Genomic DNA, 19,248 nt, shown 5'->3' with positions numbered 1-19,248 from the left:
TCAGCCACGCTTTCTCCATTGCAGTATATTTATTATTAAGGATGTTACAGCCCGTAGGCTTGGAACAACTGATTTAAATGAGAGAAGCTATGCACTTCTCCACTTCCTCCATCTTCGCAGTAGGCTCAAATCTAGCAACTACATCGCCGTTTCTATCAACTACGAATTTGGTGAAATTCCACTTGATATCAGGATTATTCTTATAGTCATTGTCCATCTTCTTAACCACTAGCGAAAGTCCTGTCGCCTTGAGACCCTTACCAAAGCCCTCAAAGCCCTTCTCTTCCTTGAGAAATTTATATAGTGCTAGCTGATTCTCACCGTTAACATCAGACTTCTTCATCTGAGGGAACTTCGTGTTGTACTGCAGAGTGCAGAAATCATGTATCTCCTCGTCAGTCCCAGGAGTCTGCCCCGCAAACTGATTGCAAGGAATATCTAGCACTTCAAATCCCTTGTCGTGGTACTTTTCATACATCTCTTCAATCGGTTCATACTGAGGCGTGAAGCCGCAACCTGTTGCTGTATTGACAACGAGGACAACTTTCCCCTCGTAATCTTTCATTGATACTTCGCTTCCGTCTGTAGCTGGAACTGAATAATCATAAAATCCCATATCCATTACCTCCTGTTATGACCTATGAAAAGCCCTTTAAAATCCACATGCCATTTTCACGTGGCATTCTCGTTACTACGTTAATCCTCTAGTCTAATTCCCTTTTTTAGACTCCCCCTTACATGTACAATTATATTGTGCTAAATTATTTTGTCAACAATTCATGATGCACTTATATAAATACTTGTATGCATTTTAAGGAGTCCTCCTCACGTATATAAAAAGGCACCAGAGTTTCTACCCCAGCGCAAAATTCACTAAATTAATCTTATATTTTTTTGACCAGTATCAATTTACCAGCTTACCTGCCCATCGCCTGTAATATCTATCTTGTCTCCGAGGAACGTCGGTTCTGGTTTAACAAGGCACTGCACAAAAGCTTTCTCTCTAGATAGGAACTCCCTAATTGCACGAGCCTCATCTCCATCATACTGCTTCTCGGCCGCACTTACCCCTACAGCTTTGATGCCAAGTCGCTTTGCTGTATACAGCGCTCTACCCTCGTGATAATGCTGTGTAACTACTACTGCTGACTTTACACCGAATATATCCCTTGCGCGATACATCGATTCATACGTTGAGAAACCTGCGTGGTCGAGGAATATGTCCTTTGCTGGAACACCGTGCTTCAAGCAGTAGTTCTTCATGACCTTCACCTCGTCGTAATTGGTCTTGCCGTTATCTCCAGACAGCAGCAGCTTCGGTGCTGCCCCAGCATTATATAACTCTATCCCACGGTCAAGTCTGTCCTTAAGAATCTTAGTAGGCTCACCATTGCCATACACCCCTGCGCCCAGCACAATGATGCAGTCGTACGATTGCCCGCGAAGCTGATCTAAGCTTCGAAGACTTCGCTCTCCTTCGAACTTAACAAATAGATTGATTCCCACGATTATGACTACAGCTATCAATATTAACTTAAATATCCATTTAATAACCTTAAGCATAGGTATAATAATATCCCTCATAGGTGATATATGCAAGGAAGTAACGTGTATATAAATCAAAAACAAATGAAAACCGGGCCCTACACGTGTTCATCTGAACGGAGGTATCTCTAGCCCGGCAAAATTCAATTAATTATAGTACTTTGGCTTGCACCCAAGTCATCTAAGATTAGTCAACGAACTTAACAGCTGTTCCGTATGCCATAACCTCTGCAGCGCTCTGCATTATGGATGCGGATGAATAGCGAATAGCAACTACTGCGTCAGCGCCAACGCTCTCAGCCTCATCAACCATTCTCTTAGTCGCAAGAGCTCTTGCGTTGTTCATCATCTCGTTATACTTAACGAGCTCTCCGCCAACAAGAGTCTTGAGTCCAGCTCCAAAGTCTCTGATAGCATTAACTGTCTGAATTGTGCTTCCCTTTACAAGTCCGATAGTCTGAACTTTTCTGCCTTCGATTTCGTTAGTAGTTACTAAGATCATCGTCTTCCCCTTTCTGAATCTCGCGGATTCTCTCGATCAAGATGTGCAGCACCCCGTATATGAAGCCAGCACAGATAAGTGCTACAACTATTCTTACGCCAAGCGGTACCCCGGGAATAATTTCGAAACCGATGAAATAAATCAAGATAATCCCGATGACTATACCTATTATCGCAACCGCTACGAGAATACTGCCGATTTTATTTTTCTTCATAAAACATCTCTCTTCTCAAATACCCGGGTATGCACGATTGCTTACCCCGTATTTACTGATAATTATACCATCTGGGTATGGATAGGACAACAGAAGCTTACCTCATACTCCTGCTCGCAATCAGATTCACGCCTGTACCCATAAAGTCGCTAACGATTACATCATTTATCTCCACAGGAGCTGTCACTCTAAGTTTCTTGATTTCTCTCATCGCCTCGCGCCAAATGTCCAGTGGAATCTCGCTCTCGGTAATTACCGGCAGCACGCGGTTGACCGCCCCATCGATTCTTACCGTCGAAGTCAGAATCCTCATCGGGCGAGTTATCTCCTGCTCTGCATAGCTAAGACCTTCTTTACAACTGTACCCTTCAATTTCTATAATTTTATCACCTTCGAGATGCACAGTAACTCTGCAGCCTTTCGGACAATTTACGCAAATCAATTCTGCATCTCTCATCTTAATTCTCCTTTATCTGAACCGTGAGATCCCCATCGGCTTCTTCAAGGTGTTTACCAGCTATTACCACCTGCTCCATCTCAGATGGTATAACCACATCCTTGTGGATGGAGCGCATCAGCTTATCACCCTTCGAGATCTCTATCGTGACATCGTTCATTGGTTTCCGGACGCGGAAGTAAAGTGTCACAGCCTTTGGCAGGCTCTTTTTGTGTAGTTTCGCAGGAACTACGTAGCTCACCATATTTCCAGCGTGAGCTTCACAGTACGAATTACTGGCTAAAGATTCCTTGTCATCATCTGGAGATAACCCGAAGGTCTCAGCTTCATCACCATCATGAGCTTCCTTTATTCTCTGTTTTAGCGCTTCATAGTATCTAGCAGCCCCTACCGCCGCCTCACCGGCCTGCTTCGTAACGAAGTCTGCTAGGTCATGCACGTGAAGTCCGTTTCCGCATGCGAATATTCCCGGAACCGATGTCATATAATTCTCGTCGACAATTGGTCCACGGATGCTCGGATCCATTTCAATTCCAGCCTCTTCAGCTAGAGTGTTTTCAGGAATCAGTCCAACGCTTAGGAGCAGTGTATCTACGTCGAAATACATCTCGCTTCCCTTAATCGGCTGTCTCTTATCATCTACCTTGGTGAGCTCAATGCGTTCGAGCCTATCACGTCCATATATGTTAGTTACAGTATGAGATAGATATAGAGGAATCCCAAAGTCGTCGAGGCACTGCTTCATGTTACGAGGTAGCCCATTGCTGTACGGCATAAGCTCCGCAACACCGAGCACTTCAGCTCCCTCTAGGCTCATGCGACGTGCCATTATGAGTCCGATATCTCCTGAACCAAGTATGAACACCCGCTTTCCGACCATGTAGCCATCGATATTAAGATATCTCTGAGCCTGCCCCGCTGTGTAGACTCCAGCCGGACGCTCGCCAGGGATTCCAAGAGCACCGCGGCTTCTCTCGTAGCATCCAACGGCAAGGACGATGATATCTGCCTTGAGCTTCTGATATCCCTCTTCCTTACTCACATACTCGATAACACGATCACTACTCATGTGTGTAACCATTGTGCCCAGCTTGATTTCTACACCTATATCTACCGCCTCTCGCTCATATCTCTCTGCAAACGCGGGTCCGCTAAGCTGCTCTTTGAAGGTTGTAAGCCCGAACCCATTATGAATGCACTGATTGAGCACTCCGCCAAGCTCGATATCGCGCTCGATAAGGATGACATCTTCAAGCCCTTCCAACTTTAGTTTCGTAGCTGCAGCCAGTCCGCCGCAGCCACCACCTATTACCACTGCCTGACAATGTCTCATCTTAGCGATTCTCCCTCTCTAAAATCTTTGAATACTGCCCATCTTGAACGATATCGACAGGTGAGCATTTTAGCTCTCTAGCTAGAATTTCTACGACCTTAGGCTCGCAGAATCCTCCCTGACACTTGCCCATCCCTGGTCGAACTCGTTTCTTTATCCCCTTGACACTTCTGGCTCCACAGACTTCATGTATTGTAGAAACTATCTCTCCCTCGGATATGGTCTCACACCTACAAACTATATTTGCATACTGTGAATTTTCACGCACGAGTTTCTCACGCTCCTCTTCAGCTAGCTCCGAGACGACAATCGGCTTATCCCTTGTCATCGCAGCATCTGGATTTTCCCTAAGGCAAAATCTATCCGCTATAAACTTCTCTATCACATAGTCCGCAATCGCCGGTGCACTGGCTAACCCGGGCGACTCTATGGAAGCGATGTTGATGAAGTTTGGGTTCTCGTCATCTAAGGGGCCTATTATAAAATCCTTTGATGTCGAACTCGGCCTCAGCCCTGCAAATGTCCTTATAGACTTATGCAGCGGAACTGTCTTAAGTATCTTGGCGATATTTTCGCGCAAGTATCTTGCCCCACCTGTGCTAGTTGCCGTCGTGATGTTGTCTTCTAATTCCTCGCTATTAGGACCGATGAGCGTATTCCCGTAAACCGTCGGAATTGCGAGTACTCCCTTGCCCTTGGCAGTTGGAACTGGGAATATGATGTTATTTACTATATGTTCGTCGTTACTGATGACATAGTATTCGCCTCGCCTTGGAGTTATCTCGAATCCTGCACATTCTGTCACCATATGGCAGATCTCCGAAGCGCCTATTCCAGAAGCATTTAGAACAACCTTGGCATTGAATGTCTCGCCGCCTGCTTTGATCACGTAGTCATCGTCATTCTTATCTATGGTGCTCACTTCGTGGTTTAGGAATAAATCTACGCCATTGTTTACAGCAACCTGCATACAAGCAATAGCGACCTCCCAAGGGTAGATTACAGATGTCGTCGGAAATGACAGCACCTTGGTTATGTTGTCGCTGAGATTTGGTTCTACAGCACGTGCCTCATCTCCACTAAGAAATTCATGAGGGATATCCCTACAGACTGCCCTTTCAGCCAGTACATCTAGAAGTTTCTCCTCTTCGTGACCACATGCAACTACGAACGCACCCGTATTCTTGATATGGCAATGCAAATCCTCGCATATCTTAGGATACTTACGAGCACCTTTCACGTTAAGCTCTGCCTTGAGTGTGCCATCTACAGGGTCATATCCCGTGTGAACTATAGCGGAATTCGCCATCGTTGCACCATTTGCAATGTCATTTTCCTTGTCTAATACCGCTATTTTGAGCTCATACCTCGAAAGCTCTCTGGCGAGCATCGAGCCTGTGATTCCTGCACCTATTATGACTATGTCGTAAAGCATGTTTCCTCCGAGTTGGTTATGGGTTTTAATAACCGTTTAATTATATCATGATATTAATAATCATTTAGCAATTGGAAACGTATTTAACACTGAAATATAAAAAAGGAAGGTGATTAATACCCTCCTTCACTTCTAACTTTGCTAGTTATTTGTTATACCAGTAGTTCATATCAACATTGCCGTTTATTCCGTCGACTCTTCCCTTGCTGGTATACTGCCATACTTCGTAGCTTCCATTGTATGTAACCCTGTCGTAGTACTGAGCTACCCAAACTTTATATTTGCTAAGCTTACTCATGTCTAGATTGTTGTTCAGCCAACTGGTGCTCGCATAGATCATAGGCGTATATCCGAGCGACTCTATCGTCTCACAGAAACCCCTAATCGCTTCAGTTCTCACAGCAACCGAGATTCCGTTTGACCTTGCATTGCTCTGATACTCTGTGTCAATCACCAGCGGGAGCTTCACATCATAGTCCTTGGTGAGAGATACGAGGAATTTCGCCTCTTCGGCACCCTCTGTGTAATCTCTCGCTTCGGTAAACATGTATGCTCCGGCCTTAAGACCAGCTAATATTGCTCCCGATATATGCTTATCAAATTTAGAGTCCTTTACAAGAGCCCCATTGGTCTTACCACGATATCCAGCTCTAACGATAGCAAAGTCTATTCCAGAAGCCTTTACCTTCTGCCAGTTAATATCGTCCTGGTATGCGGATACATCCACTCCCTTTAGCTGATTAGCAATCACACCAGAGGCATTTGCGAAGTATGTCTCACCGTTTAGTTTAAAGATAGCCCGACAGCATCACACCATCAGAATTGAATGCGTATTTTTTGCCATCGAGCTCTTTGATGGTGTTCTTAACCATCTTGTGATCGTCACCGAAATAATACCAATAGCTACCGATCTGTAGCCATCCAGATACTGCTGCTCCAGACGCATTGAAATAATACCAGTCACCTGAAACTTGCTGCCAGCCAGTCCTCATGGCTCCGTCGCCACCTAGGTAGTAAAGGTTGCCGGCTATATCTCTAAGGTCAGTCTCCATTTCACCGTACTCTCCAAGGTAATACCAGTAGCCATCGATTTTCTGCCAACCAGTTCTCGCAGCGCCGTCAGCACCTAAGTATGCCCAGGTATCATCTATCTTCTGCCAGCCTGTTTTCATTCTGCCGTCATTTTCCGTGCCAAAGTAGTAGTATTTACCGTCAATCTCCACCACGTCGGTCTCCATAACACCGTCCTCGTCGAAGTGATACCAATATCCGCCATACTTTAGCCAGTTGTTCTTTAAAGCGGCTCCATCAGCTCCGTAGTATCCCCATCTGTCGGCAATCTTTTTGTTTGATTCATAGATTGCACCAACTATCTGCCAGCCCGTCTTCATGGCTCCATCGTTAGCAGCACCTAGATAGTAGCTCTTTCCATCTAACACCTGATTGCCTGTAAGCATTACTCCCATCTTGTCGAAGTAATACCAGTAGCCGCCGATTTTCTGCCAGCCTTTAACAGCTGCGCCGCTAGATCCGAAATAGTGATATGCGTCTGAAATCTTGTGCCAGCCAGTCTTCATCGCTCCGTCATTTGACGCTCCGAAGAAGTAGAGTAGCTTTTCAACCTCCTCTAGTCCGTAAGCCATCGAACCATCTGAATGTAGATAGTACCAAGTGCTTCCCGCACTGAGCCAGCCTGTTCTCATGGAGCCATCTGAACCGAAGTAGTAGTAATGACTACCAATCTGCTGCCAGCCAGTCTTCATGATGCCGTCTGGTCCTAGATAATACTTCTTGCCGTCGATAGTGAATAGACCCTTCTGCATTACGCCAGCACTGTTATAGAAGCGCCAGCCGCCAGATTCGCTCTTCCACGTTCCAGAAACAGCAGGTGCAGATAACTCGTCATCACTCACATCATATGCTGCTGCTCTTGCCTGAGCCGCATAACCTGTAGACTGGTCATCTGCTGCCTGATCGGTTGCGTTAGAATCAACCGTACTAGCATCTTGACGATTTTCTGTAGCATCTTCGTTCTGGTTCGATGCCGCATCAGTGCTTTCTTCAGTAGATACGGCTTTGTTATTAGCAGCCCCATTTGCTGAAACATCCTCGTCGGTAGCACTAGCTACAAAGCATGAGCTAACTAGCATCATAGCAAGGCAGGTTGCCATTACTAGCAGGTGATGACGTAGCGTCTTAATTTTAGCCATGCCGTTTCCCTGACTTTCTTTCAACATTTCATCCCTCCTTTTTTAAATTTTTTGTAATATACAAAATGACGCTTTTAGCGTCATTTCATTGTATCATGTTAAATTTTGATATGGCAAGCCTTTGCGCTATTATCTTCTTATCTCGCCGAACTCAAGCACATCAGCTATCCTTTCGCTAGCATGTCCATCGCCGTAAGGATTTGAAGCCTTGCTCATAGCCTTGTATTCCTCTTTATCGGTAAGAAGTCTTGAAAATTCTTTGTATATCGTTTCCTCTTCAGTCCCGACCAATTTTAGTGTACCCGCCTGAATTCCCTCTGGGCGTTCGGTAGTGTCTCTCATTACGAGAACTGGTTTCCCAAGGCTAGGTGCCTCCTCCTGAATTCCACCTGAATCGGTCAGAATTAGATAACTCTGGTTCATGAAGTTATGGAAATCAAGCACATCGAGCGGTTCTATGATTCTAATACGTTCTTCCTTGCCGCCCGGTGAGCTCTCACCAAATACATCCTCTGCAGCCTGTCTTACAGCCGGGTTCATATGTATAGGATAAATCGCCTTAACATCAGGGTTTTCATCCATCACTCGGCGAATAGCTCTAAACATGTTATGCATCGGCTCGCCGAGATTTTCTCTGCGATGAGCAGTGATAAGAATAAGTCTCGAGTCAGAAGCCCAATCTAGATGCTCGTTTCTATAATCTTCCTTTACTGTCGTGCTCAGGGCATCAATGGCAGTATTGCCTGTAATCCAGATTTTCCCTGCATCCTTACCTTCGTTCACTAGGTTCAGTTTGCTCTTCTCTGTCGGCGCAAAATTATATTCTGCAACAATCCCAACAGCCTGCCTGTTAAATTCCTCTGGGAAAGGTGACTTTATGTTGTACGTTCTAAGCCCTGCTTCCACGTGTCCAACAGGAATCTGTAGGTAGAAACAAGCGAGCGCAGTCACGAACGTCGTGGTCGTGTCTCCGTGTACGAGAACTACGTCGGGATTTTCATTAACAAGCACTTCTCTGATTCTCTCAAGAATATTAGTTGTAACATCAAAGAGTGTCTGTTTCTCTTTCATTATAGACAGATCGTAATCTGGAACCACATGGAAGGTTTCGAGAACCTGATCGAGCATCTGTCTATGCTGACCAGTAACGCAAACGCATGTGTCTATTCCAGGTCTCTTTTTCAATTCCTTTACAAGTGGGCACATTTTAATTGCTTCCGGTCTTGTCCCAAAGACCAACATAACCTTTTTCATGATTACCTCTAAATTAGTCATATTTACTGCTTAGTAGTGGTTAGTGACTCGTCACTCTTTCTAAAACCTACTGTCGTAAGTGCCATGTAGTACATCATGGTGATTGAATAAGTCGTAAGTGTATTTATCGTCGAGAATATTCCATTTACACAAAATGCTATGGCCGCGAGTGACAAGAATAGCATCTCTAAATTGTTGTCAGTATATTCTTTTTTCCTAAACAATATTATCAAAGCATAAATTCCGGTTGTTATCTCAATAAGCAAGAAGCCAAAACCAGCAATATATCCTCCGTTAAATGTAACCTCCAGAATCGCATTGTGCGACTGTCTCTCGAAGCCCTTCGTATATCCAGGAATGATAAACGTCCTGCTCTTGTGCCCGATAAAACCTAAATGCTGCGAATAAATATACCAGATCCAGATTCTATGCGTTGTAAGCTTGTCTAAATCACCCCATATTTTCCTCTGTGCTTCTGTCAAGTTTTTCGGCTCCATGTAAGCAAAGTGGTATTCATCGACATCCTTGAAGTTACTCATTTCTTTTATTCGACCGAACATCATCTGTGAAATTGTATAATTCTCTTTAATCTTTAATGCCCTAAGGTCTCTCTTTAAAATATTGTCAGAAATTTTATAGGCAGTGGCTAGCATAGTCACTGTAATAACAAAAATTATAGCGGTATTTTTAATTGTAAGATGCGATTTAAAAATACCTTTCATTACGATAATTGTATAGAACAAAAGTATTGATAGTATGCCAAGGAAAGATCCTCTACTTTTTGTCATAAGAATTGCAAACCACGACATTCCCATACCCCAAACTGCTATTGAAAAAACTATCAAGTTTGAGACGTTCTTTAATACATTCTTTTCAACAAAAACTATCTTATAAATAATATATGCATATACAACAATAAATACATTCAGATAAAACCCTAATATTGTAGGATTTGTTAGAACACCAGTGTACCTAGCGATACTAAATGAGGTCTTGGCAACCATAGGTGAAAATATAATATTTAAAAATAAAATTAGCACCCCAAAAATAGCAATTCCTATTGCAATTCCATCAATAAATATTTTCCTATTTTTCTTGCTTGCAAGTCGATATGAAATCGGCACGAATATCAAACTGTATATAACGGCCCAAACTAACTGCTTTGGTGCCTTCTCTACTATTCCTGTAACCGTATAGGATATGATGACAAGAAAAAGAGGTATCCCTAGCCATGCATTTAACCTAACATCCTTATTATCACTCATATCCAACGAAGCAAATATCAGTATTAAGAACACGAAGAATATAACGCTACTAGTAATATTCACCATATTTTGATGGATTCCATAATGTGATAATCTTTCCGTAAAATATGAAAATTTACAGAAAGATGTCATCATCATTCCAAATGCAGACACCGAGATGATTGCATTTTGTCCTTTTTTAATACTAATCTTACCGACTAGCCTATCTATGAAGGCTAGCATATGATTTAAGGTTTTAATTTCGTACATGTTTCTTTCTTTTCATCTCCAGTAGTGCACTTACTATGATTCCCACAAAGATACCCGCAACACCACCTGTAGCATAGTAACCTTTCGTACTTACACTCTCCGCTTCGAGTGGCTTGCTCGGCATCGAGACCACCTTTAGTATGTCTTCGCCTCTAACCTCTTTGCTAACTTCAACAACAGCTTTGGCTTCTGCATCTGCTAACTTGAGGGCTTCATCTTCAGTATCAGCAGTAATGTAAATATCTACATACTGACCATCCTTATCAAAATCAACTGCAACTCTTGAATTAAGTGCAATTCTGCCCTTTTCGTCGAGCCCTGCGTACTGAGCTACACGGTCGAGAGTCTTAGATGATGTCGAAATCTTTGCATAGAGTCCAACAAGCTCCTCATTCTTCTGGATATCCTCAAGGGTGCTTTTCTGATATCCTTCAGCAGGTGTAACTGCTACGGTTAGCTTCGCCTTGTATGAAGTTGTAGCCTTGGAGCCTTCAATCTTAGCCATTCCAACTGCGCAAACTACTACGCATATAATCATTACTACCGCATACTTCTTCACTAGCTCGATAATCCTCTTCTCAAAGCTATTTCCCATCTTGTAAGTCCTCCATACACTTTCTTAAATCAAATGCAAATTCTTCCTGTTTCTTTTCGACTACTCGATCTCCGACAAATGTTTCTATATTCTTCTTGATATCGTCCATATTGTCGTGAACACTCACCAGCGCTTTGCCAATATCGCTGTCATATGCTCCGATTCCGTACTCGTCCAAAACTCTCTTCATCGGCGGATTATCAGTCGTTGCAACAGCAATCCCTTCATATGCGTATTCATAGATTTTCCCCGACGAACAGTAGAGATTGTTTGAATTCTTCTTGTGATACATCGCTATTCCAACATCACATTTAGAAACGAAGTATTTGAGTTCATCCTGGTTTAGTCTAGGTACGAGTTTCACATTCTCGAGCTTATTCTCTTCGATGAATGTTTCAATCTCCTGCTTTTCAGCATTTTCCTTGCAGCCAACTAGGTACAATGTATTATTGAAGTTTAGCTTCGCTGCTGCTTCGATAAGTTCCTTTGTGCCTCTTTCGATTTCGCAACCAGCTGTTGATACGATTTTAAATGAATCATCTCCGTTCAGATAGTCGAATTTCAGCTTCATTACTTCCTCTGAAAACTCCTTAGAATACGATAGCTTTCGGAAGTTTTCAAACACGAGTATTGCTCCAATCTTGCCGTACTCTTTCTCCATAACCTGCTTGCGCTCTTCATTTGCGCAGATGGTCAGTGCGGCTTTCGCAATCATCCTCGACTCGAAAAAGCAGCCGACCTTACTAGCAAATCCATGAGTTTCTCTCTGCAGATATAGCTCCCTCGCATCGTAAATCACAGCTTTAGGCTTAAGGAGTTTATTTAACTTGAGCGCCGGAACAGTTGCTTTCCTGTTGTCAGCGAAGATAAAGTCCACGTCCTTATGCTCCTTGCCGATTTCTACTGTCTTGCGAATAAACTCTTTGTATGACTTGTAGTTTACGTAATACGAGTTGTTATCCACAAAATCACTTTCTTGTGTTGTGGTTATGTCTACGACGTCAGCAAATGAGTTTAGGACATCGAGTAATGCCCTCGTCCTGCCGTCAAAATTTTTATTAGCTGCACTGATGAACAGTATTTTCACTTGCTCTCCTCCATATTTTGTAAACCGCGTATATGATGTCTAACACGAGTGCACCGATAATATAGTTAAATATAGCATTGTATGTCGCACCTCTTCCAATAAGAATAAACAGCGTGCAGACCATACTTGCTTTCATGCATCGCATAGTTGGATCCTTCGTAGCCTTGATAAACTCATCTACGAATGACACTAGGATTCCATATACAATCCCCAACAAGAAACACATGAATCCAAAATTAGCAAACACATCACCGAAAAGCGTTGGATGCATTGTCCCTCGAGGATTATCGACGTGCATCCACTCTTTATACATATCTATAGCAAAATCCCTTGGCTTAAATTTGGCGATGGCCGCTGGAACAAATAGCAATGCAAGTCTCATGTATCCTAGCCCCATACCGAATTTGGGGAAGTTATTATTATGCTCCACAAAGTAGTAGTATGCCTTGATAAGTCCTAGCTCTCCTCCGCCCTTTCTCATATAGTCGATAGATCTCTTAAAGATTTCTCCGATTCCGACCTTAGGGAGTAAAGATATATCTCCTAACCAACGAATCTGCTGGAATACGAACACAGCAAACACAAGAACTATTCCTGCCGATACTCCTACTGCAACCTTCTTGTTATTTTTGTTAAAAAGAAAGTAGATGATGAAAGGCGTTATGAAGCCAAGAAGATTATACCTAGATTTTGAATAAAGTGCGCAAAATAAATAGATTATAAACGCTATCAGGAAACACAGACGCTTTTTCTTACATAGGCAAGCAAATCCGATTCCTGAGAATGCAACCATTACTTTTCCTGCCATAATCTCTATAGGTGTCTGTGCCATATTTAGCGTCTGAGTCCACGTTGAGTTAAAAAGTGAATATCCTCTGCCGTAAAATCCTCCAGCCACTATTACGAAGCAAATCAAGTAGACGCAGAAAATCATCCTGAAAAGAGCCTCTGGGGTCTCCTCAAAATCCGAAACCTCCATCTCAAGCTTCTCCGCATTAAACTTTGCAAAATAGAAGAATCTCGTAAACATATACAGCGCCATAAATAGCACTGCTAACATGGTAGCATTGGCAATTGTTATGTCGGAATAGTCTCCTGAATATGCATGCGCCGTGTTAGGAACTGTGAATACCACAAATAACATCGCCCAGAGAACCATCCCCAGCGATTTCTTCCTCCACTCATATATCAGGAGCACTATATTCAAAATCCACGACAGTAAAATTAGCACAATCTAGTCCTTTCGCTACCCTACACTAGCGGGTAAATAGCTCCTCCGTCACAGAGACCTCCACGGGTCTGTGCCCCACGCGGTCCTCTACAGGTGGAAGCTGGTTGTAATCACCGTACATAAGTGTTAAGTATTCTACGAGTTTAGCTGGTGCATAGAACTCCTCTCCCTCAAAATTAATCTTCTGAGGAGGGAACAGTAGTTCATTTGGAAAAATGATTCTATCCACAAAGGAGAAGCATGTACAAAATCCATGCTCATTTGGATTTGTATCATAACGCATGTACTCTTTTTTTATCTTTCCTTCAAGAAGGCTTTCCGGATAAAGCTTTAAAAGATAGTACTGTATTCTTCTCGCGGCAGCTCCGAGCTTCCACTTGAAGCTTTTCTGCGGAACACCTACTCTATCTGGAATATATTTTTTAAACTGTAATTTATTGAGTTTCAAGCATTTGTCGATGTGCTCATCGAGCCCTTCTATAGGAAGTCCATCATACGGAAATATATCTATATAAATACCGTGATGCATCTTAATGTTGCGCTTATTCCATTCTATGAACGTTGTACCGTTCTTCCTAACCTTAGCAAATGAGAAAGGAGCGTTGGGATCAGTCTCTCTCGTCTGCACAAAGTATTCATCGCCCAGTTCCTCCTGCGCAATATCCAGAAATTTTTCATAATCCTGACGTGGCATGCCGATATCTATGTCATCATCCCAAGGGATGAAGCCTCCATGTCTAACGGCACCAAGAGCTGTTCCGCTCTCGATAAAATAAGTTAACCCTCTTTCCTCACAAAGCCTAGCGACTTTTATGAGTATATCTAGCTCAACTCTCTGAACGTCCTTTATCTCTGGAAATGCATCTACATTATAGGTTGTCATCTTCGCTGCTCTCACTCTCAATATCGTTATCGCTCTTGTTCTTTGATTTTGATTTTGATTTTGATTTCGACTTTGGATGCTCGATTTCTTTAATCTTCTGACGAGCCTTCTTAATGCTTTCTTCATCAGGTTTCATAACATATAGCTGCTGGTTTCCTGCTGAATATACAGTAGAAAATGCATCGAATCCTTCTAATGAATTGGATTCAAACTTCCACTTCGGATTCTTTCCTAGCTGGAACTTTACAAGGGCCTTAACCTCCGATCTAGTCAGGTTCATCTCCATAGTCGGAGCGAGGTACTTCAGGATTTTGTTATATCTCGTGAGCAGTGTCGTCGACCCCGTAAGCTTTTTCACGATAGCCTTGAGAACTTCCTGCTGGTTACGAACTCTATGGTTGTCGCCATCGCTATATGCATGTCTCTCTCTCGCGTATGCCAGTGCCTTAGCACCGTCAAGCTTATTCTCACCTTCTACAAAGCGGTATTTCCCGATGTATGAGATAAATGCCTTGTCAGAGTTGATAGTGATTCCTCCGATAGAATTTACGAGATCCTTAAGCGTATTGTAGTTAACCTTTACGTAGTAATTTATCTTAATACCAAGTAAGTCTTCCACATCCGAAGTGGTCTCATCTATACCCATAAGACCTGTATGGGTGAGCTTATCCTTCTCCCCATTCTGCAGTTCAACTAGATAATCTCTTGGGATTGAAGTCATGAGAACCTTGTGAGTCTTAGGATTTACCGTAATAATCATATTAACATCGCTACGAGCTTCTTCTGTAATCTTTCCAGTTGTATCCATTCCACTTATGTAAATGTTGAATGGTTTGCTCGTCACATCTACGGCATCCTCTGCTTTCTTCTTTGCAGTAACCTGTCCTAGAAACTCATGCGTAGCAACTGCATATGCCGTTCCAACAGTGTAAACCACCATTAAGATTAAGCTCAATATAAATGCTGTAACCTTTCTGGATCTTTTTATATTATCTCTGAATAGCTGCACGAAGAATACTGCACTTATTATCAGAAGTACGACAAATGCTCCAAGCAGTAGCTTGGAAGGTACTACGTCTAACACCAGCATAGCTGATACGAATACCAGCAGTGCTATTAGATAAAGCAAAGACCATATTTTAGTAAACGTATTGAATCTGCTTTTTCGATAGTTTCTTGCATAACTCATTTGTTTAAGCTCCATTCCTTATAATTACCAGTCTTTTAACTGTTTTCTGACTCAATTTTCTTTAGGCTACGTATGCTATGTATAAGTGCAGGCATCAGCATTGCAGTTGTAATCACTACGACTGTCAATGTAGCCCATGCAGCACCATCAATACCCATGTACTTAATCAGTACAGCATCGAGAACTATATTGCTTATACCCGCAACAATATTTATGTAAAAGTTAAGCTTCACCTTTCTGAGGCTTGCAAGCAGGTTGCTCACGTTAACTCTGAGGGTTGACGATACGAAGTAGTTAACCGAAAGTATTCTGAACACTGTAACGGCGCCCATATACTTAACACCCCACAATAATTTTATTATCCACGGAGCTAGAATAAATAGCATCCCCGCAATAATAAAATTCATAATGGCGGTGATTCCAATTAGACGTTTGGTGTTCTGCTTAATCCAGTCGTATTCCATGTTGTGCTCTGCAAAATACGGATACACGAAAATCACTACACTATTAGGTATTACAATCAACGCTTCAGGTATTGTAGCCGCAACCTTATATATAGCGATTTTTTCAGGACTAACTATGATGTAACCGATGAGGAACACATCCATCAAGATGAGTAAGTTCGAAATCATAGTATTAGCACACACATATGCGGAATATTTTATCAGCTCAAGCTTCTGATGCCTCGAGAGATAGTTCGCATTTCTTAGTGCCCTAATCGAGTAATACCTCATCCCAACTAAAGAGGTTATCATCGTCGCAAGGTAAAGCGCAATGATGATTCCACTAGCTTTTAAGTAATACGCACCGACAATCTCAACAGCCATATAAATAAAGGCATTGAGATTTGATAGCAGGGCATATCGTTTATTCTCTCTCTTGCATCGCATCAGCAGGCAATAATATTGATAAATGTAGTATGTCAATGGATATAATGAATATATCATCAACACATGTCTCGCCTCAGCTACCTTTAATGGTGCAAACATTGCACATATGAATACACCTATTGCAATTGCGAAGTTAAACGCCATTCCGAACTTGAGCGAAAACCAATAGTAGGCCTCTTTTTCCTCTTCCGGCCTCTGTTCTGAACAGAACTGAAGCATTCCATATATGATACCCATTCCATTCAGAATCAGGAAGAAGGTCATTATATTGTCAGCGTATCCGAAAATTCCGTACTCGCGTTTGGTTAAGAACCTTACAACAAAGACATTCCCGATAAACGTAAACACCTTATTGAGAAGCCCCGAGCCCATTATATGAACTAGGCCCTTCTGATATATGAATTTAATCTTATCCCGCATGCTTACTGGCCTAAAAACTCCTTGATAACCGATACCACTTCATTCACGTCATCATCTGAGATATATGGGTGAATTGGTAGCGATAGAACTGTATCGCACAGCCTATTAGTAACAGAATAGTCAACGCCATAGTCGTTTTCGCCACTAAACGCCTCCTGATTATGCATCTGCTTAGGATAGTAAATCATTGAAGGTATTGATCTCTCTTTGAGGCATGCCTGTAGCGCATCTCTCTGCTCTCTGTTTTCAAGCTTAATCGTGTACTGTGCCCAGCTGCTTAAAAATCCTTCTGGAACCACAGGTGTAGCAACAGTTCCCTTAAGAAGTTCAGTGTACTTAGCTGCTGCGCTGTTAACATCGGCTACTTCATACTCTGCAAATGCAGCTAGCTTAGGAAGTAGGATTCCTGCCTGAATGGAGTCGAGTCTGGAATTCATTCCGATGCGCACGTTGTCATACTTCATCTTACCCTTACCGTGTACACAGTAAGATTTGATTAGCTCTGCGGCTTCATCATCATTTGTAAATATCGCTCCACCATCTCCATAGCACCCTAGTGGCTTTGCTGGGAAGAACGAAGTTGTCGAGATGTCTCCGAAGCTGCACGCCTTCTGTCCATTGATTTCACCGCCAAAGCCTTGGGCTCCATCCTCAAGAATCTTAAGGCCATACTTATCTGCAACCTTTCTAATCTCAGGGAAGTTAGCTGGGAGTCCAAATAAGTCTACGGGTACAACTACGCTCGGTCTTAGCTTCCCATCAGCGACTACCCCTGTAATTGCCTTTTCTAGCGAAGCGGCATCCATGTTGAAAGTATCCTCATTTACATCAACGAAAACTGGTGTCGCACCTAAAATTGCAACCACTTCTCCAGATGAGAAAAAAGTGAAGTCGGGAACGAATACAGCGTCACCTTCCCCAATTCCCCATGCCATAAGCGCTAATTCTAGCGCATCTGTTCCATTTCCACAGGTTACACAGTGCTTTACACCAACGTATGCAGCTAGCTTCTCTTCAAGCTCGGAAACTTTACTTCCCCCGATAAATCTGCTACTAGCGATTACTTCGTCAATCTGGCGATCTATGTCATTTTTAAGTGCAGCATACTGCTTCTTTAAATCTCTAAACTCCATTATCTTCCTCCGCTCTACTTGAATTCGCCTCGCATATCAGTGCTTGCAAAGTCTGTTAAAGGAAGCCTAACTGGTGCTCCTTCCTTCTGGCTCTTGTAAATTGCAAGAACCATCTCGAGTGCATTTCTTCCTGCGACCCCGTCTACATAAGGAGTCCTGTCTTCCTTTATCGCTTCGATTACATCGGCAAATAAGCTGGTGTGACCGTTACCGTACACGTTGCTAGTTTCTTCTTCAAGACCTTTATTCTTCTGATCTTCAGAGGTCTCGTCTTTGAAATCCCACACATCTATCGTGTTGGTAGATTTGCCGCCTACCTTTACAGTACCGTTCTCTCCGAATAGATATAAAGTCTCTTCGAGATTCTGAGGATATACATTGGTAGTTCCTTCGATGGTTCCTATTGCGCCATTCTTGAACTTAACAACAGCTACACCAACATCTTCAGCCTCTAGGTAATCGTGGAATTGCTGCCTAGTTGCTCCATATACTTCAACAACCTCATCCCCCATCATCCATCTGAGAAGGTCAATCCCATGGATGCACTGATTCATGAGGCAACCGCCGTCTTCTTCCCAGGTTCCTCTCCAAGGCGCCTGATCGTAATATCCCTTGTTTCTATTCCAGCGAACATTTATAGATGCGTGCGAGAGCTTGCCGAAGCGATTTCCTTCAATAGCTTTTCTAACTTCCTGAATAGCTACGTTAAATCTATTCTGATGACAAGCTGATACTTTTACATGCTTCTCCGCAGCTCTCTTGATAATCTCCTCTGCATCAGCCATATTCATAGCCATAGGCTTCTCGATAATCACGTTGACTCCAGCATCGATTGCATCAAGTGCGATAGCTGCATGCTTTCCACTCTCTGTTGCAATGCTCACAAGCTCTAGGTCATTCTCCTCTAGCATCTTCTTGTAGTCGGTATATCTCTTTATCGACTTGTCGTCTGCTAAATTGTGTTTTTCTAGAATTGCTTCCATCTTTTCTGGCACTACGTCGCATACCGCAACTATTTCTAGATTATTATTTACTGCAGCAGTCACGTGATTTGTTGCGATTCTACCGCATCCAATCAATGCATATTTCATTTAAATATCCTCCGGAATTTTAGCACTTAATTATCTGTATTGTATCAAGGTATCAAGCTTATAGAAGGGAGATATTATCTCTCTCTTCTACGTCCTTGAATGCGTTGCGAGTATCAAAAATTGCCACTGCATTCTTTCTAATCATCTCATAGTCGTATGCATCGTGTGCAGTTGCGACTAGTATGAGATCATATCCCTTGATAATATCAGCATTTATCTCGCTGATACCCTCATGCCACTCTCCATTTCTCTTATACTTTGGAAT

19 protein-coding genes and 1 pseudogene are annotated in these 19,248 nt (G+C 42.7%); all 20 read right to left on the bottom strand.

Annotated features, from left to right (window positions below; translation table 11 throughout):
* Positions 1 to 73: 73 nt before the first annotated feature.
* Complete coding sequence (locus Q7O90_RS05040) at positions 74 to 616, bottom strand: glutathione peroxidase (protein ID WP_304128281.1); 543 nt, start codon at positions 614 to 616, stop codon at positions 74 to 76.
* A gap of 293 nt (positions 617 to 909) precedes the next feature.
* Complete coding sequence (locus tag Q7O90_RS05035; RefSeq protein WP_304128279.1) at positions 910 to 1,563, bottom strand: SanA/YdcF family protein; 654 nt, start codon at positions 1,561 to 1,563, stop codon at positions 910 to 912.
* Positions 1,564 to 1,732: 169 nt separating this feature from the next.
* Positions 1,733 to 2,047, bottom strand: a complete 315-nt coding sequence (locus Q7O90_RS05030; protein WP_304128276.1) for a YbjQ family protein — start codon at positions 2,045 to 2,047, stop codon at positions 1,733 to 1,735.
* On the bottom strand, positions 2,028 to 2,261 hold the full coding sequence (locus Q7O90_RS05025) for a hypothetical protein (RefSeq protein WP_273067591.1): 234 nt from the start codon (positions 2,259 to 2,261) through the stop codon (positions 2,028 to 2,030). The genes Q7O90_RS05030 and Q7O90_RS05025 overlap by 20 nt, the downstream gene beginning before the upstream one ends.
* A gap of 97 nt (positions 2,262 to 2,358) precedes the next feature.
* Positions 2,359 to 2,718, bottom strand: coding sequence for a DUF1667 domain-containing protein (locus Q7O90_RS05020; RefSeq protein WP_287300160.1), 360 nt, complete (start codon positions 2,716 to 2,718; stop codon positions 2,359 to 2,361).
* A gap of 1 nt (position 2,719) precedes the next feature.
* Positions 2,720 to 4,051 carry an NAD(P)/FAD-dependent oxidoreductase gene (locus Q7O90_RS05015; protein WP_304128270.1) on the bottom strand — a complete coding sequence of 444 codons (1,332 nt, stop codon included), beginning with the start codon at positions 4,049 to 4,051 and terminating at the stop codon, positions 2,720 to 2,722.
* Between the two features lies 1 nt (position 4,052).
* Complete coding sequence (locus Q7O90_RS05010; protein ID WP_304128267.1) at positions 4,053 to 5,486, bottom strand: NAD(P)/FAD-dependent oxidoreductase; 1,434 nt, start codon at positions 5,484 to 5,486, stop codon at positions 4,053 to 4,055.
* 145 nt (positions 5,487 to 5,631) lie between these two features.
* Complete coding sequence (locus Q7O90_RS05005; RefSeq protein WP_304128265.1) at positions 5,632 to 6,237, bottom strand: glycoside hydrolase family 25 protein; 606 nt, start codon at positions 6,235 to 6,237, stop codon at positions 5,632 to 5,634.
* A gap of 37 nt (positions 6,238 to 6,274) precedes the next feature.
* The gene (locus tag Q7O90_RS05000; RefSeq protein WP_304128262.1) at positions 6,275 to 7,723 is read right to left on the bottom strand and encodes an N-acetylmuramoyl-L-alanine amidase family protein; all 1,449 of its coding nucleotides are present in this window, start codon (positions 7,721 to 7,723) and stop codon (positions 6,275 to 6,277) included.
* A 102-nt stretch (positions 7,724 to 7,825) separates the two neighbouring features.
* Positions 7,826 to 8,971: a non-hydrolyzing UDP-N-acetylglucosamine 2-epimerase gene (gene wecB / locus Q7O90_RS04995; protein WP_330667051.1), complete on the bottom strand. Its 1,146-nt coding sequence runs from the start codon at positions 8,969 to 8,971 to the stop codon at positions 7,826 to 7,828.
* Between the two features lie 2 nt (positions 8,972 to 8,973).
* Positions 8,974 to 10,464: an O-antigen ligase family protein gene (locus tag Q7O90_RS04990; protein WP_304128259.1), complete on the bottom strand. Its 1,491-nt coding sequence runs from the start codon at positions 10,462 to 10,464 to the stop codon at positions 8,974 to 8,976.
* A complete protein-coding gene (locus Q7O90_RS04985; protein WP_304128255.1) occupies positions 10,451 to 11,059 on the bottom strand; it encodes a hypothetical protein in 609 nt (202 codons plus the stop codon). The genes Q7O90_RS04990 and Q7O90_RS04985 overlap by 14 nt, the downstream gene beginning before the upstream one ends.
* Complete coding sequence (locus Q7O90_RS04980; RefSeq protein WP_304128252.1) at positions 11,049 to 12,146, bottom strand: glycosyltransferase; 1,098 nt, start codon at positions 12,144 to 12,146, stop codon at positions 11,049 to 11,051. Before Q7O90_RS04980 ends, Q7O90_RS04985 begins: the two co-directional genes overlap by 11 nt.
* Positions 12,118 to 13,377: a hypothetical protein gene (locus Q7O90_RS04975; RefSeq protein ID WP_304128249.1), complete on the bottom strand. Its 1,260-nt coding sequence runs from the start codon at positions 13,375 to 13,377 to the stop codon at positions 12,118 to 12,120. The genes Q7O90_RS04980 and Q7O90_RS04975 overlap by 29 nt, the downstream gene beginning before the upstream one ends.
* 25 nt (positions 13,378 to 13,402) lie before the next feature.
* Complete coding sequence (locus Q7O90_RS04970) at positions 13,403 to 14,260, bottom strand: LicD family protein (protein WP_304128246.1); 858 nt, start codon at positions 14,258 to 14,260, stop codon at positions 13,403 to 13,405.
* Positions 14,247 to 15,449 carry an LCP family glycopolymer transferase gene (locus Q7O90_RS04965; RefSeq protein WP_304128243.1) on the bottom strand — a complete coding sequence of 401 codons (1,203 nt, stop codon included), beginning with the start codon at positions 15,447 to 15,449 and terminating at the stop codon, positions 14,247 to 14,249. Before Q7O90_RS04965 ends, Q7O90_RS04970 begins: the two co-directional genes overlap by 14 nt.
* A gap of 35 nt (positions 15,450 to 15,484) precedes the next feature.
* Complete coding sequence (locus Q7O90_RS04960; protein WP_304128240.1) at positions 15,485 to 16,759, bottom strand: oligosaccharide flippase family protein; 1,275 nt, start codon at positions 16,757 to 16,759, stop codon at positions 15,485 to 15,487.
* Between the two features lie 2 nt (positions 16,760 to 16,761).
* Entirely contained in the window at positions 16,762 to 17,892 is a 1,131-nt protein-coding gene (locus Q7O90_RS04955) for a DegT/DnrJ/EryC1/StrS family aminotransferase (RefSeq protein ID WP_304128238.1), read from the bottom strand.
* A gap of 14 nt (positions 17,893 to 17,906) precedes the next feature.
* On the bottom strand, positions 17,907 to 18,983 hold the full coding sequence (locus Q7O90_RS04950; RefSeq protein ID WP_304128235.1) for a Gfo/Idh/MocA family protein: 1,077 nt from the start codon (positions 18,981 to 18,983) through the stop codon (positions 17,907 to 17,909).
* Between the two features lie 58 nt (positions 18,984 to 19,041).
* A pseudogene (locus Q7O90_RS04945) lies at positions 19,042 to 19,248 on the bottom strand (UDP-N-acetyl-D-glucosamine dehydrogenase); the annotation flags it as partial.

Source organism: Mogibacterium diversum (genome assembly GCF_938028775.1).
Classification (GTDB): domain Bacteria; phylum Bacillota; class Clostridia; order Peptostreptococcales; family Anaerovoracaceae; genus Mogibacterium; species Mogibacterium diversum_A.
The sequence above is the reverse complement of the archived record's forward strand: the minus strand, read 5'-3'. Positions and strand labels throughout refer to the sequence as shown.

Excerpts from the sequence above, each read along its gene's own strand:
- Q7O90_RS04965 (WP_304128243.1), bottom strand. The coding sequence starts at position 15,449 with ATGAGTTATGCAAGAAACTATCGAAAAAGCAGATTCAATACGTTTACT.
- Q7O90_RS05000 (WP_304128262.1), bottom strand. The coding sequence starts at position 7,723 with ATGTTGAAAGAAAGTCAGGGAAACGGCATGGCTAAAATTAAGACGCTA.
- Q7O90_RS05015 (WP_304128270.1), bottom strand. The coding sequence starts at position 4,051 with ATGAGACATTGTCAGGCAGTGGTAATAGGTGGTGGCTGCGGCGGACTG.
- Q7O90_RS05035 (WP_304128279.1), bottom strand. The coding sequence starts at position 1,563 with ATGCTTAAGGTTATTAAATGGATATTTAAGTTAATATTGATAGCTGTA.
- Q7O90_RS05020 (WP_287300160.1), bottom strand. The coding sequence starts at position 2,718 with ATGAGAGATGCAGAATTGATTTGCGTAAATTGTCCGAAAGGCTGCAGA.
- Q7O90_RS04950 (WP_304128235.1), bottom strand. The coding sequence starts at position 18,983 with ATGAAATATGCATTGATTGGATGCGGTAGAATCGCAACAAATCACGTG.
- Q7O90_RS05010 (WP_304128267.1), bottom strand. The coding sequence starts at position 5,486 with ATGCTTTACGACATAGTCATAATAGGTGCAGGAATCACAGGCTCGATG.
- Q7O90_RS04970 (WP_304128246.1), bottom strand. The coding sequence starts at position 14,260 with ATGACAACCTATAATGTAGATGCATTTCCAGAGATAAAGGACGTTCAG.
- Q7O90_RS04960 (WP_304128240.1), bottom strand. The coding sequence starts at position 16,759 with ATGCGGGATAAGATTAAATTCATATATCAGAAGGGCCTAGTTCATATA.
- Q7O90_RS05030 (WP_304128276.1), bottom strand. The coding sequence starts at position 2,047 with ATGATCTTAGTAACTACTAACGAAATCGAAGGCAGAAAAGTTCAGACT.
- Q7O90_RS04990 (WP_304128259.1), bottom strand. The coding sequence starts at position 10,464 with ATGTACGAAATTAAAACCTTAAATCATATGCTAGCCTTCATAGATAGG.
- wecB (WP_330667051.1), bottom strand. The coding sequence starts at position 8,971 with ATGACTAATTTAGAGGTAATCATGAAAAAGGTTATGTTGGTCTTTGGG.
- Q7O90_RS05025 (WP_273067591.1), bottom strand. The coding sequence starts at position 2,261 with ATGAAGAAAAATAAAATCGGCAGTATTCTCGTAGCGGTTGCGATAATA.
- Q7O90_RS04955 (WP_304128238.1), bottom strand. The coding sequence starts at position 17,892 with ATGGAGTTTAGAGATTTAAAGAAGCAGTATGCTGCACTTAAAAATGAC.
- Q7O90_RS04985 (WP_304128255.1), bottom strand. The coding sequence starts at position 11,059 with ATGGGAAATAGCTTTGAGAAGAGGATTATCGAGCTAGTGAAGAAGTAT.
- Q7O90_RS05040 (WP_304128281.1), bottom strand. The coding sequence starts at position 616 with ATGGGATTTTATGATTATTCAGTTCCAGCTACAGACGGAAGCGAAGTA.